This window comes from Pelomonas sp. Root1237, from assembly GCF_001425055.1.
Lineage (GTDB): Bacteria > Pseudomonadota > Gammaproteobacteria > Burkholderiales > Burkholderiaceae_C > Pelomonas.
The window spans coordinates 119,031-141,652 of the sequence record NZ_LMDK01000003.1 but is presented as its reverse complement, the minus strand read 5'-3'; the positions used below and the strand labels follow the sequence as shown (position 1 = coordinate 141,652).

The following is a 22,622-nucleotide window of genomic DNA, read 5'->3' as shown; positions in this document are numbered from 1 at the left end:
GTGATTTTCCCAGGTGATGGCTGGGCGAGTGTGGCAGCCCCGGCGTCAGAAGGCCAGCTCGGCCTCGGCCGTTGGCGCCTCTTCAACCAGAGGGCCGTCCAGGCCCGAAATGACCGGACTGCGGTCCAACCAATAGCGCTGGCGAAGCTCGCGCTCGCAGCTCGACTCGAGCGTCGCGCTCTGCCAGCGCCAGGCGCCGCAGGCCGGGCTGGCAACGACGGCGATGCCCGCGGCCTGGTAGCGCGCCAGCACCGGCGGCGCGGGATGGCCAAAGCGGCTGCGGTAGCCGGCCTGCACGACACCGACGCTCGGCGCAACGGCGGCCAACAGCTCGGCGCTGGATGAGGTCTTGCTGCCGTGGTGTGGTACGAGCAGCACCTCGGCATGCAGATCAGCCTCGCGCTTCACGAGCTGCCGCTCCTGCTCGGCCTCCAGGTCGCCCGCCAGCAGCGCGCGTCGGCCCGAAGCCGCCGTGATGCGCAATACGCAAGACAGGTCGTTAGACCGGAAGCCGCCCCCGTAATGGGCCAGCGTGGGGTGCAGTACGTCAAAGCGCACGCCGTCCCAGGTCCAGGTCTGGCCGGCTTCGCAGCGCTGTACGGGCAGCCCGACGCCGAGCAGCGGATGGCCCGGCTCCAGCGAGCTGCGCAGCTCTCCCACCGAGAGCGCCTGCATCAAAGTCGCCGCGCCGCCGACGTGGTCACCATCGCGGTGGCTGAGCATCAGCATGTCCAACCGGTGCACGCCCAGGCGACGCAGCAGTGGCAGCAGCACCCGCTCGCCAGCGTCCGAGCCCGGCGCATAAACCGGGCCGGTGTCGAAAAGCAGCGCATGGCCACGGGTACGGACCAGCACCGCGTTGCCCTGGCCGATGTCCGGCGCCAGCAGTTCGAACTCGCCGTCAGGTGGGCGCGGCACGGCCGGCCACAGCAGCGGCAGCGTCATCAGCAGACCTGCAGCGCGCAACCGCCAGGGCAGTCTCAGTGCGATCAGCACGGCGCCCAGCAATGCCAGTGCCTGTGACCACAGTGGCGCCGCCGGCAGCCACCACACCGCCGCTGGCCAGGCGATCAGCAGCTTGAGCCAGGCCATCAAGGCCTGCATCAGCACGGCGGCCAGTGCCCACAGCGGCGTGAACAGGCCGCCCAGCAAAGCCAGCGGCGTGATGACGAAGCTGATCAGCGGGATGGCAACGAGGTTGGCCAGCAGGCCGACGACGGAGAGCTGCGCAAAGCAGATCAGGCTCAGCGGCGCGAGGCCGATGGTCGCGATGGCCTGGGTGCGCAGCGCCGCCTTGCATCTGGCGCGCCAGCCGTCTGCGTGCTCGCCGCCGGCCGCCATCAACAGGCCCACGGCGCCGAAGGACAGCCAGAAGCCCGGCTGCATCAGCGCCCAGGGGTCGGCTGCCGTGACGATGACGGCGGCCGCCAGCAGCATCAGCGGCCAGGGCCAGCGCAGGCCAAGGCTGCGCAGAGCGGCGACGGCGGCCAGCATGATGACGGTGCGCTGCGCCGGCACGCCCCAGCCCGAGAACAGCGCATAGACGAAGGCCACCGCCACGCCCAGCCAACGTGCCGCCGTGGGCGCGGGCATGCGCAGGCAGAGCCAGCGGCTGCGGCGCCACAGCGGCGCGACGAGTGCAGAGGCCAGCCAACCGAGCAGGACGACGTGACTTCCTGAGACCGACAGGAGATGACTCACCCCGGTATCGCGAAACAGATTCCAGTCGCTGTGGGTAATGGCGTTCTGGTCGCCCAGGCTCAGCGCCGCCAGCACGCCGGCCATACCAGGGTCGGCCACGCGTTCGCGGATGGCGGTGCGCAGGCGCTGGCGCGCGGCGTCCAGCGACCACCAGGGCGCCGCCTGCAATCGCTCGGCCGTGCGCACGACGCCACTGGCACGCAGGCCTTGCTCGAACAGCCACAGCTCGACATCGAAACCGCCCGGATTGGCCAGGCCATGGGCGCGCTTGAGGCGGGCGGTAAAGCGCCAGCGCTCGCCCGCAGTGATGGGCGCTGAGTCATAGGCCAACAGCATCAAACGTCGCGGCACTTCGGGCGGCAGCGCTGTGCCCGTTGCGCCGACCGAGTCCACGGCAAATTCAAAGCGCCAACCCGGCGCGCCCCCCTGGCCGGTGACGGCGATGGGCAGCGAATCGATGCGGCCGCCCAGCACCAGATCGCGGCCTTCCCAGGCCGGATGCAGCTCGGGCTTCATGCGCAGCTCGGCGCGCAACCCGGCCTGTGTGAATGCGAGCACCGCGACCGCTGCGGCCAAGGCCAGCCAATGGCGACGGTGCAGCAGCAGGAACAGCAAGAACGCCAAGACCAGCAGCGCATATTCGGCCGCCATCGGCAGTCGCTCGCAGCATTGCAGCAGGGCCAGGCCGGCCAGCCAGGCCACGCCCGTTGCCACCAGTTCGCGCACGCCCCACGGCCGCTGAGCCAATGCCCCTCCCCTGTCCCGCCTTATTGGGACGCGGGGTGTAGCATGCCGCGGTTTTTCGCTTGCGCCACCGCGCTACTACGCATGAGCTCTTCTGCCATCCAAGCCAAGCTCGCCGAACTCGGCATCACCCTGCCGCCGCTGGCCATTCCCGCCGCCGCCTACCTGCCCTTCACACGCACCGGCAACCTGCTGTTCCTGTCGGGCCATATCGCCAAAAAGGACGGCAAGCCCTGGATGGGCCAGCTCGGCAAGGATGTCGACACCGCCACCGGCCAGGCGGCCGCACGCGCCGTCGCCATCGACCTGCTCGGCACGCTGCAGGCCGCCACCGGTGACCTGGGCAAGATCGTGCGCATCGTCAAGGTCATGAGCCTCGTGAACAGCACGCCCGACTTCACCGAGCAGCACCTCGTCACCAACGGCTGCTCCGAGCTGTTCGCCGCGGTGCTGGGCGAAGCTGGCAAGCATGCCCGCAGCGCCTTCGGCGTGGCCCAGATCCCGCTTGGCGCCTGCGTCGAGATCGAGCTGATCGCGGAAGTTCAGGACTGATGTTCACCACCCCTTCCAAGCTGCCGGCCCGTGCGCTGGCCGGCATGGCCGTGGCGAGCTTTGGCGCCGTCGGCATCGCCTTGATCGCCCAGCACCAGTTCGGCGTCAAGCCCTGCCCGTGGTGCGTGCTGCAACGCGCCATCTTCCTGGTGATCGGCGCTGTGTCGCTGCTGGGCTGGCTGGTGAGCGCCAAGCGCGCGCTGCGTCAGACGGCCCTCGTGGTCGTGCTGATGCTGTGCGCCGCGGGCCTCACGGCGGCCGTCTTCCAGCATGAGGTGGCCTCGCAGAGCGCCACCTGCGCGATGGGCCTGGCGGACAAGATCGTCACGGCGCTCGGGCTCGAGGAGTTGTGGCCCTCGGTCTTCATGATCACGGCCAACTGCGTGGAGGCCGCGGCCTATCGCCTCATCGGCCTGCCCTACGAGGTCTGGAGCGGCCTGCTGTTCGCCGCGCTGGCCGCCCTGGGCCTGATCGTCCTGAACCAGCGCCGCTAAGTCAGCGCGGGCAGGCCGGCGAGCAGCTTGTCCAGCGTCAGCGGGTAGTCGCGCACCCGCACGCCGGTGGCGTTGTAGACGGCGTTGGCCACCGCAGCGGCCGCGCCGCAGATGCCCAGCTCGCCCACGCCCTTGGCCTTCATCGGCGACGAGATCGGGTCGGTCTCGTCCAGGAAGATGACGTCCTGGTGCGGGATGTCGGCATGCACCGGCACCTCGTAGCCGGCCAGGTCGTGGTTGACGAAGAAGCCGCGGCGGTGGTCCACCTTCAGGTCTTCCATCAATGCCGCACCCACACCCATGGTCATGGCGCCGATGACCTGGCTCCGCGCCGAGGTGGGGTTCAGGATGCGCCCCGCCGCGCACACGGCCAGCATGCGGCGCACGCGCACTTCGCCGGTGACCGCGTCCACCGCCACTTCCGCGAAATGCCCGCCAAAAGTGGACTGCTGGTAGCGCTTGTCGAGGTCGCCGTATTCAATGCCGTCCTCGGCCACCAGGCCGGCGAATGACTTCAACGGCGCGGTCTTGCCGCCACCACGCACCTCGCCGCCAACGAACTCCGCGTCGGCCATGCCCGCCTTCTGGGCCACCATGCCGCGCAGCTTCATGCAGGCCGCATAGACGCCCGCCGTCGAGTTGTTGCCGCCCCACTGGCCGCCCGAACCGCAGGACACGGGGAAGGCCGAATCGCCCAGGCGCACGACGACCTTGTCGAGGGTCACACCCATGGTCTCGGCCGCCGTCTGCGCAATGATGGTGTAGCTGCCAGTGCCGATGTCAGTCATATCGGTTTCGACGATGACGCGCTCACCCTCCAGGCGCACGCGGGCCTTGGACTTCATCAAGAGGTTGTTGCGAAAGGCCACCGCCATACCGAGGCCAATGAGCCACCCGCCCTCGCGCTCCTGCGCCGGTCTGGCATTGCGCCGGTTCCAGCCGAAGCGCTCGGCGCCCTGCTTCAAGCACTCCACCAAGCGGCGCTGCGAGAAGGGGCGCTGCGGCTTCTCGGGGTCGACCTGGGTGTCGTTGCGTACGCGGAACTCGATCGGGTCCAGACCGAGCTTTTCGGCCATCTCGTCCATCGCGATCTCCAGCGCCATCAGGCCCGGCGCCTCGCCCGGCGCGCGCATGGCATTGCCCTCGGGCAGGTCCAGCACGGCCAGGTGCATGGCCGTGTGGCGGTGCTCGCCTGCGTAGAGCAGCCGCGTCTGCGCCGTGGCGGTCTCGGGGCCGCCGCCGGGCAGGTTGCCGGACCAGCTCTCGTGCGAAATCGCCTGGATACGACCGTCCTTGTTGGCGCCGATACGGATGCGCTGGATGGTTGCGGGCCGGTGCGTGGTGTTGTTGAACATCAACGGCCGCGTCAGCGCGATCTTGACGGGCCGGCCGGTGGCCTTGGCGCCCAGGGCCGCGAGCACGACGTCGGCGCGCAGGAAGAGCTTGCCGCCAAAGCCGCCGCCGACGAAGGGCGAACGCACGCGCACGTCCTGCTTGGGAATGCCCAGCGTCTTGGCGAGGTCGCCGACGGCCCAGTCGATCATCTGGTTGGACGTCCACACCGACAGCTTCTTGCCCTCCCACCAGGCGATGGTGGCATGCGGCTCCATCATGGCGTGGGCCTGGTCGGGCGTCGTGTAGCTGGCGTCCAGCTGCACCGGCGCCTTGGCGAAGCCGGCCTCGAAGTCGCCATGCTTGGTCTCGGCCTCGCCACCGAAGCCATCGCTCTTGGCCACCGGCGCATGAGGCTTCTCGGCGGCCAGGTCGAAGCGGCCCTTGGCGGCCTCGTAGCGGATGTCGATCAACGCCGCCGCGGCGCGCGCCTGCTCGAAGCTTTCGGCCACGACGACGGCCAGGGCCTGGTGGTAATGGTCGATCTGCGGGCCACCGAGCAGCTTGGCGGTGTTCATGCTGCCCTTGCCGAGCTTGCCGGCGTTCTGGGCCGTGACGATGGCCAGCACGCCGGGTGCCGCGCGGGCGGCGCGCAGGTCCATGGCGGCCACGCGGCCCTTGGCGATGCCGGCACCCACGACATAGCCGACGGCCGGCGCTTGCTTCAGGTCGTGGTGTTCGTAGGCATAGGGCGCGGTCCCCGTCGTCTTCAACGGGCCGTCAATGCGCGGCGTGGGGCGGCCAACGATGCGGCCCTGGTCGATGGGATTGGTGGTGGCGGGCTGGTCGAATCTCATCATGCGCTCCGTGTCGGCTGCAAGGTGTCGACCAGCAAGCGTTCGGCCAGCTTGAGCTTGAAGGCGTTGTCCTGCTGAGGCGCAGCGCCCTTGAAGGCCTGGCCGAAGATTGTGTGCGCGCCGCGCGAAAGCTGGCCTTCGGCCGCCTCCACACGCCAGGGTCTGGGCGCCACGCCGCCGAAGGCCAGGCGCGCGCTGCCATCACGCTGCACGATGGCGGCCAGCGACACGAGGGCGAAGGCATAGGACGCCCGGTCGCGCACCTTGCGGTAGACCTGGGTGCCGCCCGCGGGTGGCGGCAGCAGCACCGAGGTGATCAGCTCGCCGTGGGCCAGCGCGTGCTCGACGTGGGGCGTGTCGCCGGGCAGCTTGTGAAAGTCGGCGATGGGGATGCGGCGCACCTGGCCATCGGGTTTGACCGTCTCGACCTGCGCATCCAGCACGCGCATGGCGACGGCCATGTCGCTCGGGTGGCTGGCGATACAGGCTTGGCTCGTGCCGATGATGGCCAGCGAGCGCGCCACGCCGCCGATGGCGCTGCAGCCGCTGCCGGGCTGGCGCTTGTTGCAGGGCTGGGCGGTATCGTAGAAATAGGGGCAGCGGGTGCGCTGCAGCAGGTTGCCGGCCGTCGTTGCCCGATTGCGCAGCTGGCCCGAAGCGCCGGCCAATAGCGCACGCGACAGCACCGGGTAGTCCTTGCGCACGCGGACGTCGCTGGCCAGGTCGGCATTGCGCACCAGGGCGCCCACGCGCAGGCCGCCGCCGTCGACGGGCTCGATGCGGTCCAGGCCCAGCGCATTGACGTCCACGATATGGCCCGGCGCCTCGATCTTCAGCTTCATCAGGTCCAGCAGATTGGTGCCGCCGGCGATGAACTTGGCGTCGGGCCGGCCCGCCACCGCCGCGGCGGCTTCGGCCGGCGTGCGCGCACGCTCGAAAGTGAAGGCTTTCATGCGGCCTCCTTGGCAACGCTGGTGATCGCCTCGGCGATGTTGGAGTAGGCGCCACAGCGGCAGAGGTTGCCGCTCATGCGCTCGCGCAACTCGTCGGCGCTCAGCAACGGCTTGGCGGTCAGGTCGGTCGTCACATGGCTGGGCACGCCGCGCTTGAGCTCGTCCAGCATGCCGGCGGCCGAACAGATCTGGCCCGGCGTGCAGTAGCCGCACTGGTAGCCATCATGCGCGACGAAGGCGGCCTGCAGCGGATGCAGCTGCTGCGGCGTGCCCAGGCCCTCGATGGTGGTGACCTTGGCGCCCGGCGCCATGACGGCCAGCATCAGGCAGCTGTTGATGCGCCGGCCGTCCAGCAGCACCGTGCAGGCGCCGCACTGGCCGTGGTCGCAGCCCTTTTTGGTGCCAGTCAGGTGGAGGTGCTCGCGCAGCAGGTCGAGCAGCGTTGTGCGCGTGTCGACATCGACGCTGTGGGACTGGCCGTTGACCTCCAGGGTCACGCGGCCCGTCGTTCCATTGGACATGGCCGGCTCCCGTTCAGCGGCCTCAACGGCTGAGGCGGCTGCCGTGCCGGCGCCCGCAATCAAGACGTCCCGGCGTGAAAGACAACATCCTTGCACTTCGTCCATCGCTGACCCCGCGGCTGACAACCTAACCAGCCTAGTGGGCGGCTGGCGTGCAGCGATGTCAGACAAGATGCCGCGCGGCGGCAGGACGACTTACTCGCCACGGACGACGCCCTCGCGGCGCGGGTCGGCGCCACCGACCCAACCTTCCTTGACCCGCACCAGCACCTGCAGGCCGCTGGTCAGGTCGGTCTCGACCACTTGCTGGCCACGACCGCGCAGGTCGGCCAGTTGCTCGGCCGTCAGCGCGCCGCGCTCGACGATGAGCTGGCCCGAGTTGAAATGGCCGAAGTTGGGCAGGTCTACCGCCTGCTGGGCCGGCAGGCCCCAGGCCAGGGCGCCGGTGATGGCCTTGGCGACGTAGTGGATGATGACCGGACCGCCGGGCGAACCGGCCACCATGATGAGCTTGCCGTCGCGGTCGAAAACCAAGGTCGGCGCCATGCTGGAACGTGGTCGCTTGCCGGCCTCGACACGGTTGGCCACCGGCTTGCCGTCGGCGCCGACCGGGTTCAGCGAGAAGTCCGTCAGCGTGTTGTTCAACATGAAGCCGCCGGCCAGGCCCGTGCCACCGTCGCTCATGACGCGGCTGCCGAAGGCGGATTCGACGCTGGTCGTCATCGCCACCGCATGGCCTTCGGCATCGACGACGCTGACTTGGCTGGTGCCGGCCTCGAGTTGCTCGGCCTGGGGCGCCAGGGCCTGCTTGATGGCCGCGGGTTGGCCCGCCGTGGCCACGCCCATGGCCTTGGGGCCGATCAGCGCACCGCGCTGCTTCAGATATACCGGCGCAAGCAGGTTCTGCCAGTCACCGCCCGGCGCGGCGACATAGGCCGGATCGCCGATGAACTGGGCACGGTCGGCAAAGGCCAGCTTGGCGGATTCGGCGTAGGCATGCATCCAGTCCGCCGTGATGCCTTGGGCCGCCACTGCCGCATGTTGGGTGTCAAGGAGGCCGAGGATTTGCATCAGCGTCAGATGGCCCGAGGTGGGCGGGCCGAAGCCGCAGATGCGGTAGACGCGCCAGTCATTGCACAGCGGCGGGCGGGCCAAGGCCTTGTAGCCCGCCAGGTCGGCCGCGCTCAGCAGGCCCGGGCGGGCATGGCCTTTCACGCGGCGCACGATGTCCTCGGCCACGGCGCCCTCATAGAAAGCGTTGGGGCCTTTGATGGCGATGCCACGCAGCACGGCGGCATAGGCGGGGTTCTTCAGCACGGTGCCGACCGGCTTGGGAGCGCCGGTCGCATCGAAAAAGTACGACCCGGCCTGCGGATCGTTTCGCAACTGCGCCTCGGCCGAGGCCAGCTCGAACAACCGCGGACTGATCGCAAAGCCCCGCTCGGCCAGGCGGATGGCCGGCTCGAACAGCCTGGCCCAGGACAGCTTGCCATGCTGGCGGTGCGCCTCGGCCAGCATGGCCAGCACGCCCGGCACACCGGTGGACAGGCCGCTCATGATGGCCTCGCGCATGGGCAGGGGCTTGCCGTCGGCCTTCAGGAACAGCTCGGGCGTGGCCGCGGCCGGCGCGGATTCACGGCCGTCCAGCGTCTGCACCTGGCGGCCGTCCCAATGCATCAGGAAGGCGCCGCCCGCAATGCCGCTGGACTGCGGCTCGACAAGGCCGAGCACGGCCTGCACGGCAACGGTCGCGTCGACGGCCGAGCCCCCGGCCTTCAGCATCTCGATGCCCGCATCCACGGCCAGCGGGTTGGCCGCCGTCACCGCAAAGCGCTTGGCCGGCGCTGTCAGGCCGCCTTGCTTGGCGGTGCGGCTGGTGGCGGCCTCGGGTTGGTCGAGGGCATGGGCCGGGGCCAGCAGGCTGGCCAGGAGAAGAGGCGTCAGGAGGCGGAGCATGGGGCCATCTTAGGCATGCCCCCGAACTCAGAAATAAGCCATATCCCGCTGGCTGTAGTTGACGATCTGCGGCAGCACGCGCGGCAGGTCGCCAGCGCCGACGCCCATCCAGGTGGCCAGCGTCGCGCCGAGCTGATCCACACCCGTGGTCGGCAGCAACCGGCCCTGGCCGACGTCGTCGGGGCCGTTGATGCTGACCGAGGGCAGCGTGCCCCAGAACTTGCCGCCCTGCACCGCCCCGCCGAGCACGAAATGGTGACTGCCCCAGCCGTGGTCGGAGCCGTCGCCATTGCTGGTCAGCGAGCGGCCGAAGTCGCTGGCCGTGAAGGCGGTGACCTGGTTGGCCACGCCCAGTTCGACCGTGGCCGCGTAGAAGCTGGCCAGCGCGTCGTTGACAGCGGTCAGCAGCCCCGGGTGCTCGTCGAGCAGGAAATCGTGGGTGTCGAAGCCGCCCAGTGACACGAAGAAGACCTGGCGCGTCGCACCCAGGGCCTGGCGAGCGCCGATGAGCTTGGCCACCATCAGCAGCTGGGCGGACAGGCCGCTGGCCGTGTCGAAAGGCGTCTGCAGCGCCGGCACACCGGCCAGGCCGGCGGTGACGACGCCCTGGGCGCTGACGGAGCGGGCGACGACCTTGTTCAGTTCGGCCTCCATCCAGTGCGTGCGATCGGCGGTGATGAGACCGCGCAGCGCATCGGCGCAGGCCTGGGAGCCGTACAGCGGCTTCAAAATGCCGTTGATGGGCACGGCGCCGCTGGTGGACACCTGGTATTGCACGGCCTGCTTGCCGGACATGAAGACGGCATTGCCCGCGGCATTGATGCAGGTGAAAGTGGCCGTGCCGTTGCCGCCCAGAAAGAGGTCGCCCATGCGGCCGCCCCAGCCCGAGGTGGCGCCCTCGGGCGAGCTGCTCTGCCAGACGGACTGCTGGTCGTTGTGCGAGAACAGCTTGGGCGGCAGCGGCACGCTTTTGGCGTTGTACTGGGCCAGCGTGGTCGGCTGGATCAGGGTGCCGACATTGAGCTGGATGCCGAGACGCCCGCTGTCCCACAGGCCCTTGAGCTTGCCGAGCTGGGGCGCCAGGGCCATCTGACGGCCGCCGACGTTCAGTGCAAGGGCCGTCGCGGCCAGTTGCTCGCGCGGCGTGGCCAGAGTCTGGCGGATGCCGGCATAGGCGTTGTAGCTGGCCTGGTCGTACGGGACCAGGGTGTTGCCGTGGTCGTTGCCGCCATACAGGAAGACGCAGACCAGGGCCTTGTAGTCGCCAGGCGCTGTGGCCGCGGCGGCTTCGCCCAGTGCGGCGAGGTTCAGCGCCCAGGGCGCGGCGCTGCCCGCGATGCCAAGAGCGCCAGCACGGCGAAGGAACTCGCGGCGCTGCAGTTCGGGGAGTCGGTTGAGCTTCATGGTCGTCCCCTTACTTCTGCACTTGGTATTCGGGGCAGGCCATCAACATCAGGATGGCGGCCTGCACGCGGTTGGCCTTGCCGGTGTCGCTGGCGGCGGAGAGGGTCGCAATCGCCGTGCTGACCGTGGCTTGCGTGGTGGCTGAGATGCCACCCCCGCCCAGGCGGGTTGCCAGGCTCGCGACCAGACCCGGCGCATCGTCCGCCAATGCGAGCTCGGCCGTGTAGCTGGGCTTCACATCGTTGATGCCGTCGGCAATGGCCTTCTGCATGTAGTTGATGTAGCCGGCCACCGTGCTCTCGTTGCAGAGCTGGAACTCAGGCGCCGTGACGTCGTTCGTACCCAGCTGCGAGTTGGGCGGCACATAGCCGGGGCGGAAGAAATTGAAGACCGAGGGGCTGCGCAGCGGGCTCTGGCCCAGGCGGGTGCCGGAGTCGCTCGTGTTGCCGATGTTCCAGAGGCCATTGGGTGAGGTGACACCGAAGCTGCGCCCCCACTGGATGAAGCGCTGCAGCGGTTCGCGCAGCTTGCCCGCGCCGGGGTCTGCGGAAATGGTGCGCGCTTCGGTGTCGAGCAGGATGGTCTTGATAGCGGCTTTGAGGTCGCCACGCACGCCGGCGCCGTTATCGGCCCAGACGGCGGCGACGCGGCCGACATAGGCGGGGCTGGGGTCGGAGGCCACCAGGCGCTGGATCAGTTGCCGGCCGATGAAGGGGCCGACGTTGGCATGGGCAGCCAGTGTGTCCAGCGCGATCTTCAATGCGGCCGGGCCGTCGGCCGAGGCCGGGATGTCGACGTCCAGCACCTTCTTGGCGCCGGTCGAGAAGCGCGACGCGATATTGACCATGGGCTTTTTCATGAAAGCCGGGTCGCTGCCGCTGTAGCTGTCGAAATCCCAGCCGGTGAAGACACGCGCCAGGTCGGTGATATTGGTCTGGCTGTAGGTCTCGATGGGCTTGCCATTGCCATCGAGCTTGAGCGTGCCGTCGGCATTGAGCTGGTAGAGGCCGATGCTGAAGAGTTGCATGACCTCGCGGGCGTAGTTCTCGTCGGGGACGCGGCCGGTGTTGGTGTCTTCCTTGAGGTTGCCGCGTGCGGCGAGATACACGCCCATGCCGTTGGACAGCGTCACCGCGTTCAGCAGATCGCGGTAGCTGCCAAAGCAGCGCTGCTCCAGCATGTCCACATAGCAGGCGATGGCGAAGCCCCGCCAGGGCATGGGCAGGCCGCTCATGGAGATGACGAAGATCTCGCTCAGGGCCAGCACAACGCGCTGGCGCAGCGAATCGGGCGCGGACAGCAGCTTGCGCCACAGCGTGTTGTCGGCGCCGCCGAAGTCATTGCGGTGGTCAACGATGGCATAGCCATTGGCCACCATCCAGTCGAAATGGCCATCGCTGACCGGCAGCGCGAACTGCGCGTCCAGCCACGCGGCGTAGCCATTGGCCTTGACGGTGGCGATGTCGGCTGCGCTCGCGGCAAAGCCGGCCTGGGCCAGGAAACGCGCGGCTTCGGCGTCGGTGATGCCGGGTGGCGGCGGGGGTGGGGGTGGAGGTGGCGGCGGAGGCGGTGGTGACGGCGATGGGGTCGGCGCATCGCCTCCCCCTCCTCCACCGCAGGCAGCCAGCAAAGCCGCTGCCGTAGCGGCGGCCGCGATGCCGCCGGGGTTCAGGTCTGCACTTGTCTCGAGTGCGGGGGCGATGGTCTCGACTTCAGGCGTCGGTGGTGCGCGCATGGTGGCCTCGCTGTTGTTCGAAGAATGCTCCGCCCAACGCAAACGGGCCAGCTTGCGCTGACCCGTCCTGGCCCATGAACTGGGGATGCGAGACCGGATTTACCTCAGAGCAACGGAACTCCCGTCTTGCTTTGCGCTTGTTCACGCGTGACGCCCTCGGCCAGCTCGACCAACTTGATGCCGCCGGGCACGACGTCGAAGACGCCGAGGTCCGTGATGATGCGGTCGACGACGCCCACGCCTGTCAGCGGCAGCGTGCAGCTGGGGATGATCTTCATGTCCTCGCTGCCGTCCTTCTTCTTGGCCACATGCTCCATCAGCACGATGACGCGCTTGACGCCAGCGACAAGGTCCATCGCGCCGCCCATGCCCTTGACCATCTTGCCGGGGATCATCCAGTTGGCCAGGTCACCGCTGCCGCTGACCTGCATGGCGCCCAGGATGGACAAGTTGATCTTGCCGGCGCGGATCATCGCGAAGCTGTCGTGGCTGCCAAAGATGCTGCTGCCGGGCAGCGTGGTCACCGTTTGCTTGCCGGCGTTGATAAGGTCGGCGTCGACCTCGTCCTCGGTCGGGAAGGGGCCGATGCCCAGCATGCCGTTCTCGCTCTGCAGCCAGACTTCCTTGGTCGAAGGCACATGGTTGGCCACCAGCGTCGGGATGCCGATGCCGAGGTTGACGTAGAAGCCGTCTTCCAGCTCCTGGGCCGCGCGCGCGGCCATCTGATCTTGGGTCCAGGCCATGTCAGCTCTCCTTCTTGGGCGAGAGGGTCATCTTTTCAATCCGCTTTTCCGGATTGGCGTTGACGACGATACGGTGCACATAGATGCCCGGCAGATGCACGTCGTCGGGGTCGATCTCGCCTGTCTCGACGAGGTGCTCGACCTCGACAACCGTCAGCTTGCCGGCCATGGCCGCAGCCGGGTTGAAGTTGCGCGCGGTGCGGCGGAACACCAGATTGCCGCTCTTGTCGGCCTTGTAGGCCTTGACCAGCGCGACGTCGGGCACCAGGGCCTTCTCCAGGATGTAGGTCTCGCCGTCGAACTCGCGCGACTCCTTGCCCTCGGCGATCAGCGTGCCGACGCCGGTGCGCACGAAGAAGGCCGGGATGCCGGCGCCGCCGGCGCGCATCTTCTCGGCCAAGGTGCCTTGTGGCGTGAATTCCAGCTCCAGCTCACCGGCCAGGTACTGACGCTCGAACTCCTTGTTCTCGCCCACATAGCTGGAGATCATCTTCTTGATCTGGCGCGTGACGAGCAGCGCGCCGAGGCCAAAGCCGTCGACGCCGGCGTTGTTCGAGATGACCGTCAGGTCCTTGACGCCGCTGTCGCGCAGGGCCGTGATCAGCGCCTCGGGGATACCGCACAGGCCGAAGCCGCCGACCGCGAGCATCTGCCCGTCCTTCACGACGCCGCGCAGCGCTTCCTCAGCGCTCGGGTACACCTTGTTCATGCCGTCTCCTGCCTTTCGGGTGAAGCGCGAAGGGTACTATCGCGCGCCTTCCGAAGTCGATTAAGCGAATTCGCCTAAGTGGAACCCGCCGCCCTCGATTACCGCAGCGCCTTCCAGCTCGCCCCGATCGGCCTGGTGCTGTCCGCCCAGCGCCAGATCGTCGACTGCAATGAGCGCGTGCTGCAGATGTTCGCGGCCACGCGCGAGCAGCTCCTGGGCAAAAGCTTTGCCGTCATGTACCCCAGCGCCGTCGAGTTCGAGCGCACCGGCGCGCGCATCGTCGCCAGCTTGGATGCCCAGGGCCACTATGCCGACGACCGCGTCATGCGTCGCCTGGGTAGCGGCGAGCTGTTCTGGTGCCACGTGACCGGCCGCGCGCTGGACCCGGCCGACCCGCATGCCCGCGGCATCTGGAGCTTTGAGGATCTGTCGGCGCGCCGCCAGATCACGGCCGACCTGACGCCGCGCGAACGCGAGATCGCCGCCCTGCTCGTCGAGGGCCAGACCAGCAAGCTGATCGGCCGACGCCTGGGCGTCAGCCCGCGCACGGTGGACATCTACCGCGGCCGGCTGATGAAGAAATACCAGGCGGGCAGCACGCCCGAGCTGATCAACAAACTGCTGTCCGCATGAGCCCAACGAGCCCCAAGAGCCACGGCGCGCCCGAGCTGCCCTACTGCCGCAACTGCCACTTCACGCTGGCCACGCCGCGCCCGGTCTACTGCGGCCATTGCGGCCAGGAGACCGACCTGCATCCGCCCTCGGTGCGCGAGATGTTCACCGAGTACCTGGGGCACTACGTCGCCTTCGACGGGCCGCTGTGGCGCACGCTGTGGGCGCTGGTCTGCCTGCCGGGTCATCTGACCAACGCCTATTTCCGCGGCCAGCGGCGGCGCTATGTGCTGCCGCTGCGGGTCTATCTGACCGCCAGCTTCCTGTTCTTCGTCGGCTATCACCTGCTGCAGCACGGAAAACACGAGGAGCAGGAGGCAGACGTCGAGTCCAGCCAACCGGCCGCGCCCGGCAAGCCAGTGAAGGTGAAAGTCAAGCCTGGGCAGACGCCGGCCGAGGCTGAGGCCGAGGCGGCAAGCACGGCCGGCCAGGGCAAGAAATCGGTCAACACCAAGCTGGGCTGCGATGAGCAGCATCCCGAGGCCTGCAGCCGCAGCGAGCTTTTGGTGACGGGCTTGGTCACGAAAGGCAAGTCGATGACAGGCGACCAGTGGAAGGCCCGCTTCAGTGCGCTGGCGCCCTACGGCATGCTGGCCATGCAGCCGGTCTTCGCAGCCCTGTTGCTGGCCATGTTTGCCGGCAGCGGGAGGCGCTATGCCGAGCACTTCGTGTTTTCGCTGCACAGCCACAGCCTGTGGTTCCTGGCCCTGCTGCTGGCCATGGCGGCCAACATCGAAGGCTTGATGACTTTCGCCGTCTTCGGCCAGGGGCTGGTGGCGATGCGCAATGTCTACCGGCTCAGCTGGTTCGGCGCCATCTGGCGCGGCCTGCTGCTCAGCATGGGCTACTTCGTGCTGCTGGTCGTCGGCGTCGGCCTGTTGGTCGCAGGCATTGCCGCAACGGCGTGATCCGCCCGATCAGGTGAAGACGCCCTGACGCAGCCATTTCGTCGCCACCCATTTCTCGCCGTCCAGCACCGGCGAGCCGCCATGCAGGGTCTGCGTGGCGGGGTGGGGCCGGTCGTAGCTGAAGAAGACGGCGTTGCCCTTGACGGGTGCGACGTCCAGGCCGATGTCCGGGAAGATGGTCGAGCCGCCGGCGGTGGGCGTGTTCAGGTACATGACCAGCGTCGCAACGCGTTGGCCGCCGCGCTTCAGGATGGCCGGCGTGCTGACATGAGCCGGGTCGAAGTAGTCGTAATGCGGCTGGTATTCAGCGCCCGGCCGGTAGTGCAGCACCTGCAGGCCCTCGCCGTGGTCCAGCGGCCAGCGCAACAGCGTCGCAATGCGTGCTTCGATCTTGCGGATCAGCTCGGTCTCACAGCGCTCGAAGAACATGCCGTCGCTGGTGCGTGCGGCGTTCACCTCGCTGCCCTCGCCGCCGGTGGCCACGGTCTCGGAGCGCGCCAGGCGCTTGGTCGCCAACGCGACGATGCCGTCGCACTCCTCTTCCGACAGCAGGTCGCCAAAGACGATAACGCGCGGCTGCCGCAAGGCCATCAAGACCTTGACCTGGCGGTCGCCGGCATCGATGACGGGCGAGAAGCGGCTCAGCTCGGGTTCGGGCAGCCCGACGGTTGCGCCGGGCGGCGGCGTCAGCGTGGCAACCTCGCCCAGGGTGCGCGCCAGCGCCTGGCGGGCGATGCTCTCATCCCAGCCGCTGCCCAGCATCGCGGCCAGGATGCTTTCTGACGCGTGGCCGGCACGGCTCTGCTCGGTGATCCATTCACACAGCTCGGGGGTGATGACTTGTTGGCTCATGACTTGCGGCGGAAGACGAGTCGGTCGGGGGAAGACACCTCAGGGGCCAGACAATAACCGTCCAGGTTGAAGCCTTTCAACGCCTCGGGCGTCTCCAGGCGATGCTGGATGGCATAGCGCGCCATCAGGCCACGGGCGCGCTTGGCGAAGAAGCTGATGATCTTGTACTCGTCGTTCTTCCAGTCCTCGAACTGACAATCGACGACCCTGGGCTTGAGCGCCTTGCGATCAGCGGCACGGAAGTATTCCTGCGACGCCAGGTTGACGATGACGGGCACCTTCTCGCCCCGCGCCAGCTTGTTCAGATGCAGGGCGAGGCGATCGCCCCAGTAGTCGTAGAGGCTGGCGCCATGGTCGCCGGCCAGTCGCGTGCCCATCTCCAGGCGGTAGGGCTGCATGCGGTCCAGCGGCCGGAGGATGCCGTACAGGCCCGACAGCATGCGCACGTGCTGCTGCGCCCAGGCCAGGTCATCGGCGCTCAGCGTCCTGGCATCCAGGCCGTCGTAGACGTCGCCGTTGAAGGCCAGCACGGCCGGTTTGCTGTTGTGCTCGGTGAAGCGCGGCCGCCAGGCAGCGTAGCGGTCGACATTGAGCTGGGCCAGCGGCTCGGACAAGTCCATCAGCCCGCGCACATCGGCCACGGTCTTGGTACGCAGCACATCGATGAGAGCCGCGGTGTCGTCAAGGAACTGCGGGCGGGTCAGCGCCGGCGCCAGTTCGGGCGGCGTCGGCGTGTCGTAATCGAGGGACTTGGCGGGCGAGAGCAGAAACAGCATGGGCGCGGATTTTGTCTCATGCTTTTCGGCGCTCCAGCACCTCGAAGATCGCCATGCCGGCCAGCATCGCCGCGACGAAGCCGAGCGCCTTGGCATCGCCCAGGCCCAGCACGACCAAGGCCGGGCCGGGACACAGGCCAACCAGGCCCCAGCCGATGCCGAACAACAGGCTGCCACCGACGAGGCGGCGGTCGATGCGCGTTGCCTCTGGCAACTGCACGTTGGCCCGGCGTGCCCACGCAAAGGCCGGCAGACCGACCGCGATGGCGCCCGCCATGACAAAGGCCAGCGAGGGGTCCCAAGCGCCTGCCAGGTCCAGAAAGCCCAGCACCTTGGTCGGGGATGCCATGCCAGACACGATCAGCCCCAGCCCGAACAACAGGCCCGCGAACGCGGCGATCAGCACTTTCTTCACAGCAAATGCCTCAGCACGAAGACGGTCGCGAAACCAGCCGCCATGAACGCGACTGTCGCAACCGCAGAGCGCGGCGACAGCCGCGAAAGGCCGCAGACGCCATGACCGCTGGTGCAGCCAGCGCCATATCGCGTGCCGATGCCGACCAGCAGGCCGGCTACCAGCAGCGTGCTCCAAGCGGCGTCGATGCGCGGCCGTGGCAGGCCCGCGAACAGCACAAAGATCCACGGCGACACCAGCAGCCCGGCCAGGAAGGCCACGCGCCAGGCGCGGTCACCGGCTAACGGCCGCAGCAGTCCGCCGACGATGCCGCTGATGCCGGCAATGCGACCCGCTCCCAGCACCAGCACTGCGACGGCCAGGCCGACAAGCAGGCCACCAGCCAGGGCGGGCCACGGTGTGAAGGCAGGCCAGTCCACGGTCATGTGTTCTCCTTCGGGCAGTACTGCGTGTAGAGGGTGCGCAGCAGCGCCAGCAAGCGCGGATCGGCCACGCTGTAGAAAACATTCCGGCCCTCGCGCCGCGTCGCCACCATGCCCTCGCGGCGCAGCACGCCCAGCTGCTGCGACAGCGTCGGTTGGTGGATGTCGAGCAGGGCCTCCAGATCGGCAACGCTGATCTCGCCCTGGGACATCTGGCACAGCAACAACAGGCGCTCGGGATTGCCCAGGGCCTTCAGGGCAGCGACGGCCTCGCCTGCTGCCTGGCGCAGGGTCTGGACATCAAGGGTGGGGGGTCTCGGCATGGCAAAACATTATATCAATCGATATAATCATGCCTTCTCCATCGCCGGCCATTCCCCATGACTGTCGCCATCCAGGGCTTCCACGACGCCGTCACCGGAACGGTCAGCTATGTCGTGAGCGATCCGACCACGCGCCAGGCGGCCGTCATCGACCCGGTACTGGACTACGACCTTGCCGCCGGCAGCACCAGCACGCTCAGCGCAGACATGCTGCTCGTGCATCTGCGCGAGCAAGGTCTCACCTTGCAGTGGATCCTCGAGACCCATGTCCACGCCGACCATGTCTCTGCCGCTCGGTACCTGCGCACCCGAGCAGGCGGGCTGATCGCCATCGGCGAGCACACCCGCGAAGTGCAAGCCACGCTGGGCCGCCTGCGCGGCTGGCCCTCTGAAGAAGACGGCTTCGACCGCCTGCTGCGCGACGGCGAGTCATTCCGCATCGGCAGCATCGAGGCCACCGCCCTGCTCGTGCCCGGGCACACGCCAGCCGACCTCGCCTACCGCATCGAGGACGCCGTGTTCATCGGCGACACCCTCTTCATGCCCGACGGCGGCAGCGCCCGTGCCGACTTTCCCGGCGGTGACGCCGCCGCGCTCTACCGCTCGATCCGCCGGCTTCTGACCCTGCCGCCCGAGACCCGCCTCTTCGTCTGCCACGACTACCCGGTCGGCCGCCAGGCGCGCTGGGAAACGACAGTGGCCGAGCAGCGCGCCGCCAACATTCACGCGCATGACGGCGTCAGTGAAGCCGAGTTCGTCGCGATGCGCCAGGCGCGCGATGCGACGCTGGCCGCGCCCCGGCTGATGCAGCCGGCCCTGCAGGCCAATATCCGCGCGGGTGGCTAGGCCCTCGCCCGCCCCATCAGCAGCAGCACGACACCCACGAGGACGATGCCCGCGGCCAGCCACTCGTGGCCGCTGATCTGCTCGCCGGCCAGCGTGACGCCAAGCAGCATGGCAATGACGGGGTTGACGAAGGAATAGCTCGACGCCAGGCCCGCCGAGGCCTGCGCCAGCAGCACCATGTAGGCATTGAAGGCGACCAGCGAGCCGAACACGACCAGATAGGCCCAGGCCCACAGCGCTTGCGGCTCGATATGGCCGGGCAAGGTCTCGCCACTCACCAGGCTCAAGCCCATCAGCAGAAGGCCACCGGCCAGCATCTCGCTGGCAAAGCCCATGGCGCCCGGCGCCAGTGGCAGGCTGCGCTGTGACAGCACGCTGCCCACCGCCCAGCTCGCGCAGGCCACGCTGATGGCCACCAGGCCGGCGGGCGATGCGCCAAAGCCCTGGCCCTGCGTCAGCAGCAGCACGCCCACCAGGCCGAGGGCGATGCCCGCCGATTCCAGCCGGGTCGGTTTCTCGCCCCACAGCAGGTTGAGGCCGGCAATCATCAGCGGCATCACGGCAATGAAGGCGACGACGAGGCCCGAGCCCACGGTCTGCTCGGCCGTGGCCGTGCCACCCATGCCGCCGCCCAGCATCAGCCCGCCGATGACGAGGGCATGCAGCCACTGGCGCCGGCTCGGCCATGGCGCGCCGCGCCAGCGCATCCAGCCCGCCAGCAGCACGCCGGCGACGAGAAAACGGCTGCCCATCTGGAAGAAGGGCGGCAGGCTGATCAGCGCGATCTTGATGGCCAGATAGGTCGAGCCCCAGACCAGCCAGGTGGCGGCCAGGCAGAGCAGCAGCAAAGGGCTCAAACCGGGGGCATTCTTGAGGGGCAGCGTCGTCGTGTTCATGGCCGGCATCGTAGAAATTTCGGCTCTTTCATGACATGGGTACTTGAAGGTTGCGCCAGCACTTCGCCTTAATATTCAAGAACATTCCGTCGACTTCTAGAGAATTTCATGGCCATCGAGCTCGATCAGCATGACCATCGCATCCTGGCGGAATTGCAGGCCGACGCCCGCCTGACCATGGCCGAGCTGGGCCGGCGGGTGCACCTGAGCCAGCCTGCGGTGACCGAGCGGGTGCGCAAGCTGGAGGAAGGCGGCGTCATCCGCGGCTACCGGGCGGTCGTGGACGCCGGCAAGCTCGGCTACGCGATCCGCGCCGTCATCCGCATCGAGAGCATGGACGAGCCGCTGCTGCTGCGCGCGCTGGAATCCAGCCCGGAAGTGCTGACCGCCTATGACGTCACCGGGGAGGACAGCTGGATTTTCGAGATCGCCGTGCGTGACGTCGCCCACTTGAAGGCGGTGCTGTCGCGCTTCTGCCAGCAGGCTCCGACCTCAACGGCCATCATCCTGCGTGCGCTGCGCGAGCATGCGCCGCTCAAGCCCCTGCCGGCGGCCGAGCCCGAGCCCCCGCCGCCACTAGCCGCGGCCAACAAAAAGCCCCGCCGCAGCGGGGCTTGATGAAAGAAGAGCCAGGCTCTCAGCGCGCGAGCAAGCCGTTGGCAGCGGCCACATCTTCGGGGCGCAGTTGCCCCGAGGCCTGGCGCAGCCTGAGGCTGTTGACGACGACGTCATAGCGTGCCTTGGCCAGGTCACGCTGGGTCGTGTAGAGCTGGGTCTGGGCGTTCAGCACGTCCAGGTTCACGCGCACACCGACCTTGTAACCCAGTTGGGTGGCTTCCAGAGCCAGCTTGGTGGACGACTCGGCAGCCTCGTAGGCGCCAACCTGGGCCTTCAGCGACTGCACGCCGAAGAAGGCGCGGCGCGTGTCCTCGGCGACCTTGCGACGGGCAAAGTCAAAGTCATTGCGGGCCCTGTCCTCCAGCACCAGGGTTTCCTTGATGCGGTTCTGCGTCGCGCCGCCGGTGTAGAGCGGATAGCTCAAGGTCAGGCCGATGCTGGCGTTCTTGGAGGTGCCGGCTCCGGCCTGCGCAGCTGCAATGCCACCCAGGCTGTTGTGCTGGTTCTGGCCACCCAGGGTGGCGCTGGCGTCCAGCGTCGGCTTTTCGCCGGCCCGGGCGATCTGCGTATCGAGCTGTGCCATTTCCAGGCCCAACCGCGCCTTGCGCACGCCTGGATGCTGGTCATCGGCTGTCGCGACCCAGGTGTCGACGTTGTCGCTGGGCAGGGCCGGCAGGGCGACCGGCACCGCCAGGCTCTTGGGCTCGACGCCGACGCGGCCGACGAACTGGTCCAGCGTGACGCGCGCGACGCGCAGATCGTTGTCGGCTTTCAGCTCCTGAGCCACTGCCAGGTCATAGCGGGCCTGGGCTTCGCGCGTGTCGGTGATCGTGGCGGTGCCAACCTCGAAGTTGCGCTTGGCCGAGGCCAGTTGCTCGGAGATGCCTGCCTTGTTGGCGCGCGACGTCGTCAGCGTGTCCTTGGCGGCCAGCACATCGAAATAGGCCGTGGCCAGCCGGACGATGAGGTCCTGTTCGGCCAGGTCCAGATCGGCCTGAGCGACCGCATAGGCTCGGCGGGCCTTGTCAATGGTCGGAATATTGCTCGCGTTGTAGACGGAATATTTTCCCTGCAGGCCAGCCGTCAATGTCCTCGTATTGAAGCTCGCAGACGAAGGCGGGTCGGTTTGCGCCACGGTGCCCGAACCGGACAGATAGAGCGACGGCCGGATCAGGGCCTCGGCCTGGGCAGCGCGCGCCGCAGCCGCGTCGGCGCTGTTGCGGGTCGCCAGATAAGTCGCGTCATAGCCCCTCGCAGCGTCATAGAGCTCCTGCAGGCTCTGGGCCTGGGCCACGCCGGCGAGCAGGAGGCTGGCGGCGATGGCCAGCGGTTGCAGGATCAGGCGGGGGGCTGTGACGAAGGGCATGGAATTCCTTGACTTGGGCAATGTAGTGAGCGCGGCCGGGTTTATAGAGGCAAAGCCCGCCGGTGACTGAAGCCATGTGACGACCTGCGCCCAAACGGGGAGCAACGGTCGTTTTACGGCGACGGGCTGCATCCGGCCTGGCTTAGAAGCTGAACGCCGGCGCTTCGGCGAAACCGGGCAGGCGGCCGGCCACCGTGTCAAACATCTCGACGGTGCGGAAGTCGCTTGCGCCGGTGCGCGTGACGAGCACGGCGCGCATGACAGGCACCTCGCCGACGATTGCCGCCAGGCGCCCGCCGACCTTGAGCTGGTTCAGCAAGGCCTGGGGCACCGACGCGACCGAGCCGGACAGCAGGATCACGTCGAAGGGTTCCTCGGCGGCCAGGCCGGCGGCGCCGTCCTGGTTCAGCACCGTGGCGTTCAGCACGCCGGCGCGCTTCAGGTTGGCCGCAGCGGCGGCAGCCAGGCCGGCGTCGGCCTCCAGCGCAATGACGCGCTGCGCCTTGTGGCCCAGCAGCGCGGCCAGGTGACCCGTGGCGGCGCCGATCTCCAGCACCTTCTCGTGGCGCTGCACCTTGAGTTCCTGCAGCAGCCGGGCCTCCACCTTGGGTGCCAGCATGCGACGCGTGGCTGTGAGCGGCAGCTCGGTGTCGACAAAGGCTTGCAGCCTGTGGGCTTCGGGCACGAAGTCCTCGCGGTGCACCACGCGCAACAGCTCCAGCACGCTGGGGTCGAGCACATCCCAGGGCCGGATCTGCTGCTCGATCATGTTGAAGCGGACTTGTTCGAGGTTCATCTTGTTCTCCGAGGCGCGGTCGACGGCAAAA

General features: G+C 68.2%; 23 protein-coding genes. 6 read left to right on the top strand and 17 right to left on the bottom strand.

Features of this window, described 5'->3' with window-relative positions:
- Nucleotides 1-45 precede the first annotated feature (45 nt).
- Entirely contained in the window at nucleotides 46-2,448 is a 2,403-nt protein-coding gene (locus tag ASC91_RS05465; RefSeq protein WP_235531848.1) for a DNA internalization-related competence protein ComEC/Rec2, read from the bottom strand.
- Between the two features lie 81 nt (nucleotides 2,449-2,529).
- On the opposite strand from ASC91_RS05465, the gene ASC91_RS05460 reads away from it, so the two are divergent.
- Nucleotides 2,530-2,997, top strand: coding sequence for a RidA family protein (locus ASC91_RS05460; protein WP_056193447.1), 468 nt, complete (start codon nucleotides 2,530-2,532; stop codon nucleotides 2,995-2,997).
- Nucleotides 2,997-3,491 carry a disulfide bond formation protein B gene (locus tag ASC91_RS05455; RefSeq protein ID WP_056193444.1) on the top strand — a complete coding sequence of 165 codons (495 nt, stop codon included), beginning with the start codon at nucleotides 2,997-2,999 and terminating at the stop codon, nucleotides 3,489-3,491. Before ASC91_RS05460 ends, ASC91_RS05455 begins: the two co-directional genes overlap by 1 nt.
- Here ASC91_RS05455 and paoC read toward each other — a convergent pair.
- The 8 genes from paoC to ASC91_RS05415 all read right to left on the bottom strand — a co-directional run bounded on the left by paoC (nucleotide 3,488) and on the right by ASC91_RS05415 (nucleotide 13,701).
- Nucleotides 3,488-5,680: an aldehyde oxidoreductase molybdenum-binding subunit PaoC gene (paoC, locus tag ASC91_RS05450; RefSeq protein WP_056193440.1), complete on the bottom strand. Its 2,193-nt coding sequence runs from the start codon at nucleotides 5,678-5,680 to the stop codon at nucleotides 3,488-3,490. The genes ASC91_RS05455 and paoC overlap by 4 nt on opposite strands.
- Complete coding sequence (locus ASC91_RS05445; RefSeq protein ID WP_056193438.1) at nucleotides 5,680-6,633, bottom strand: xanthine dehydrogenase family protein subunit M; 954 nt, start codon at nucleotides 6,631-6,633, stop codon at nucleotides 5,680-5,682. Before ASC91_RS05445 ends, paoC begins: the two co-directional genes overlap by 1 nt.
- The gene (gene paoA / locus ASC91_RS05440; protein WP_056193435.1) at nucleotides 6,630-7,259 is read right to left on the bottom strand and encodes an aldehyde dehydrogenase iron-sulfur subunit PaoA; all 630 of its coding nucleotides are present in this window, start codon (nucleotides 7,257-7,259) and stop codon (nucleotides 6,630-6,632) included. The genes ASC91_RS05445 and paoA overlap by 4 nt, the downstream gene beginning before the upstream one ends.
- Before the next feature lie 90 nt (nucleotides 7,260-7,349).
- Entirely contained in the window at nucleotides 7,350-9,110 is a 1,761-nt protein-coding gene (locus tag ASC91_RS05435; RefSeq protein ID WP_056193433.1) for a gamma-glutamyltransferase family protein, read from the bottom strand.
- A 27-nt stretch (nucleotides 9,111-9,137) separates the two neighbouring features.
- Nucleotides 9,138-10,514, bottom strand: coding sequence for a DUF1501 domain-containing protein (locus tag ASC91_RS05430; RefSeq protein WP_056193431.1), 1,377 nt, complete (start codon nucleotides 10,512-10,514; stop codon nucleotides 9,138-9,140).
- A gap of 10 nt (nucleotides 10,515-10,524) precedes the next feature.
- A complete protein-coding gene (locus ASC91_RS05425) occupies nucleotides 10,525-12,249 on the bottom strand; it encodes a DUF1800 family protein (protein WP_082532453.1) in 1,725 nt (574 codons plus the stop codon).
- A 104-nt stretch (nucleotides 12,250-12,353) separates the two neighbouring features.
- Nucleotides 12,354-12,992 carry a 3-oxoacid CoA-transferase subunit B gene (locus tag ASC91_RS05420; RefSeq protein ID WP_056193428.1) on the bottom strand — a complete coding sequence of 213 codons (639 nt, stop codon included), beginning with the start codon at nucleotides 12,990-12,992 and terminating at the stop codon, nucleotides 12,354-12,356.
- 1 nt (nucleotide 12,993) lies between these two features.
- Nucleotides 12,994-13,701, bottom strand: coding sequence for a CoA transferase subunit A (locus ASC91_RS05415; protein ID WP_056193425.1), 708 nt, complete (start codon nucleotides 13,699-13,701; stop codon nucleotides 12,994-12,996).
- Between the two features lie 78 nt (nucleotides 13,702-13,779).
- Between ASC91_RS05415 and ASC91_RS05410 the strand changes: the two genes are divergently transcribed.
- On the top strand, nucleotides 13,780-14,334 hold the full coding sequence (locus tag ASC91_RS05410) for a LuxR C-terminal-related transcriptional regulator (protein WP_056193421.1): 555 nt from the start codon (nucleotides 13,780-13,782) through the stop codon (nucleotides 14,332-14,334).
- Complete coding sequence (locus ASC91_RS05405) at nucleotides 14,331-15,281, top strand: DUF3667 domain-containing protein (protein ID WP_056193418.1); 951 nt, start codon at nucleotides 14,331-14,333, stop codon at nucleotides 15,279-15,281. Before ASC91_RS05410 ends, ASC91_RS05405 begins: the two co-directional genes overlap by 4 nt.
- Nucleotides 15,282-15,290: 9 nt before the next feature.
- On the opposite strand, the gene ASC91_RS05400 is transcribed toward ASC91_RS05405, so the two are convergent.
- From ASC91_RS05400 to ASC91_RS05380, 5 genes are read right to left on the bottom strand one after another with little or no spacing between them, the layout of a single operon-like run.
- Nucleotides 15,291-16,133 carry a 2OG-Fe(II) oxygenase gene (locus tag ASC91_RS05400; protein ID WP_056193415.1) on the bottom strand — a complete coding sequence of 281 codons (843 nt, stop codon included), beginning with the start codon at nucleotides 16,131-16,133 and terminating at the stop codon, nucleotides 15,291-15,293.
- The gene (gene yaaA, locus ASC91_RS05395; RefSeq protein ID WP_056193413.1) at nucleotides 16,130-16,909 is read right to left on the bottom strand and encodes a peroxide stress protein YaaA; all 780 of its coding nucleotides are present in this window, start codon (nucleotides 16,907-16,909) and stop codon (nucleotides 16,130-16,132) included. The genes ASC91_RS05400 and yaaA overlap by 4 nt, the downstream gene beginning before the upstream one ends.
- Nucleotides 16,910-16,925: 16 nt before the next feature.
- Nucleotides 16,926-17,324 (bottom strand): DUF6691 family protein, encoded by a 399-nt coding sequence (locus tag ASC91_RS05390; RefSeq protein WP_327082870.1) that lies wholly within the window; start codon nucleotides 17,322-17,324, stop codon nucleotides 16,926-16,928.
- Nucleotides 17,321-17,749, bottom strand: a complete 429-nt coding sequence (locus tag ASC91_RS05385; protein WP_056193411.1) for a YeeE/YedE family protein — start codon at nucleotides 17,747-17,749, stop codon at nucleotides 17,321-17,323. The genes ASC91_RS05390 and ASC91_RS05385 overlap by 4 nt, the downstream gene beginning before the upstream one ends.
- Nucleotides 17,746-18,069: a metalloregulator ArsR/SmtB family transcription factor gene (locus ASC91_RS05380; protein ID WP_056193408.1), complete on the bottom strand. Its 324-nt coding sequence runs from the start codon at nucleotides 18,067-18,069 to the stop codon at nucleotides 17,746-17,748. Before ASC91_RS05380 ends, ASC91_RS05385 begins: the two co-directional genes overlap by 4 nt.
- 57 nt (nucleotides 18,070-18,126) lie before the next feature.
- Between ASC91_RS05380 and ASC91_RS05375 the strand changes: the two genes are divergently transcribed.
- Nucleotides 18,127-18,915 carry an MBL fold metallo-hydrolase gene (locus ASC91_RS05375; RefSeq protein ID WP_056193406.1) on the top strand — a complete coding sequence of 263 codons (789 nt, stop codon included), beginning with the start codon at nucleotides 18,127-18,129 and terminating at the stop codon, nucleotides 18,913-18,915.
- Here ASC91_RS05375 and yedA read toward each other — a convergent pair.
- Nucleotides 18,912-19,811, bottom strand: coding sequence for a drug/metabolite exporter YedA (gene yedA, locus ASC91_RS05370; protein WP_056193491.1), 900 nt, complete (start codon nucleotides 19,809-19,811; stop codon nucleotides 18,912-18,914). The genes ASC91_RS05375 and yedA overlap by 4 nt on opposite strands.
- Nucleotides 19,812-19,919: 108 nt before the next feature.
- Here yedA and ASC91_RS05365 point away from each other — a divergent pair, with 108 nt between their 5' ends.
- The gene (locus ASC91_RS05365) at nucleotides 19,920-20,429 is read left to right on the top strand and encodes an Lrp/AsnC family transcriptional regulator (RefSeq protein WP_056193403.1); all 510 of its coding nucleotides are present in this window, start codon (nucleotides 19,920-19,922) and stop codon (nucleotides 20,427-20,429) included.
- Between the two features lie 19 nt (nucleotides 20,430-20,448).
- Here the strand turns inward: ASC91_RS05365 and ASC91_RS05360 are convergent, their stop codons facing one another.
- Together ASC91_RS05360 and ASC91_RS05355 are read right to left on the bottom strand one after the other, a co-directional pair.
- Nucleotides 20,449-21,795: a TolC family outer membrane protein gene (locus tag ASC91_RS05360; protein WP_056193398.1), complete on the bottom strand. Its 1,347-nt coding sequence runs from the start codon at nucleotides 21,793-21,795 to the stop codon at nucleotides 20,449-20,451.
- A gap of 142 nt (nucleotides 21,796-21,937) precedes the next feature.
- The gene (locus ASC91_RS05355; protein WP_056193488.1) at nucleotides 21,938-22,591 is read right to left on the bottom strand and encodes a protein-L-isoaspartate O-methyltransferase; all 654 of its coding nucleotides are present in this window, start codon (nucleotides 22,589-22,591) and stop codon (nucleotides 21,938-21,940) included.
- Nucleotides 22,592-22,622: the final 31 nt, after the last annotated feature.

Coding starts and splice junctions, on each gene's coding strand:
- yaaA (WP_056193413.1), bottom strand. CDS start 16,909: ATGCTGTTTCTGCTCTCGCCCGCCAAGTCCCTCGATTACGACACGCCG.
- ASC91_RS05460 (WP_056193447.1), top strand. CDS start 2,530: ATGAGCTCTTCTGCCATCCAAGCCAAGCTCGCCGAACTCGGCATCACC.
- ASC91_RS05405 (WP_056193418.1), top strand. CDS start 14,331: ATGAGCCCAACGAGCCCCAAGAGCCACGGCGCGCCCGAGCTGCCCTAC.
- ASC91_RS05355 (WP_056193488.1), bottom strand. CDS start 22,591: ATGAACCTCGAACAAGTCCGCTTCAACATGATCGAGCAGCAGATCCGG.
- ASC91_RS05430 (WP_056193431.1), bottom strand. CDS start 10,514: ATGAAGCTCAACCGACTCCCCGAACTGCAGCGCCGCGAGTTCCTTCGC.
- ASC91_RS05435 (WP_056193433.1), bottom strand. CDS start 9,110: ATGCTCCGCCTCCTGACGCCTCTTCTCCTGGCCAGCCTGCTGGCCCCG.
- paoC (WP_056193440.1), bottom strand. CDS start 5,680: ATGAGATTCGACCAGCCCGCCACCACCAATCCCATCGACCAGGGCCGC.
- ASC91_RS05375 (WP_056193406.1), top strand. CDS start 18,127: ATGACTGTCGCCATCCAGGGCTTCCACGACGCCGTCACCGGAACGGTC.
- ASC91_RS05455 (WP_056193444.1), top strand. CDS start 2,997: ATGTTCACCACCCCTTCCAAGCTGCCGGCCCGTGCGCTGGCCGGCATG.
- ASC91_RS05400 (WP_056193415.1), bottom strand. CDS start 16,133: ATGAGCCAACAAGTCATCACCCCCGAGCTGTGTGAATGGATCACCGAG.
- ASC91_RS05425 (WP_082532453.1), bottom strand. CDS start 12,249: ATGCGCGCACCACCGACGCCTGAAGTCGAGACCATCGCCCCCGCACTC.
- paoA (WP_056193435.1), bottom strand. CDS start 7,259: ATGGACGAAGTGCAAGGATGTTGTCTTTCACGCCGGGACGTCTTGATT.
- ASC91_RS05415 (WP_056193425.1), bottom strand. CDS start 13,701: ATGAACAAGGTGTACCCGAGCGCTGAGGAAGCGCTGCGCGGCGTCGTG.
- ASC91_RS05385 (WP_056193411.1), bottom strand. CDS start 17,749: ATGACCGTGGACTGGCCTGCCTTCACACCGTGGCCCGCCCTGGCTGGT.
- ASC91_RS05420 (WP_056193428.1), bottom strand. CDS start 12,992: ATGGCCTGGACCCAAGATCAGATGGCCGCGCGCGCGGCCCAGGAGCTG.
- yedA (WP_056193491.1), bottom strand. CDS start 19,811: ATGAACACGACGACGCTGCCCCTCAAGAATGCCCCCGGTTTGAGCCCT.
- ASC91_RS05445 (WP_056193438.1), bottom strand. CDS start 6,633: ATGAAAGCCTTCACTTTCGAGCGTGCGCGCACGCCGGCCGAAGCCGCC.
- ASC91_RS05365 (WP_056193403.1), top strand. CDS start 19,920: ATGGCCATCGAGCTCGATCAGCATGACCATCGCATCCTGGCGGAATTG.
- ASC91_RS05380 (WP_056193408.1), bottom strand. CDS start 18,069: ATGCCGAGACCCCCCACCCTTGATGTCCAGACCCTGCGCCAGGCAGCA.
- ASC91_RS05360 (WP_056193398.1), bottom strand. CDS start 21,795: ATGCCCTTCGTCACAGCCCCCCGCCTGATCCTGCAACCGCTGGCCATC.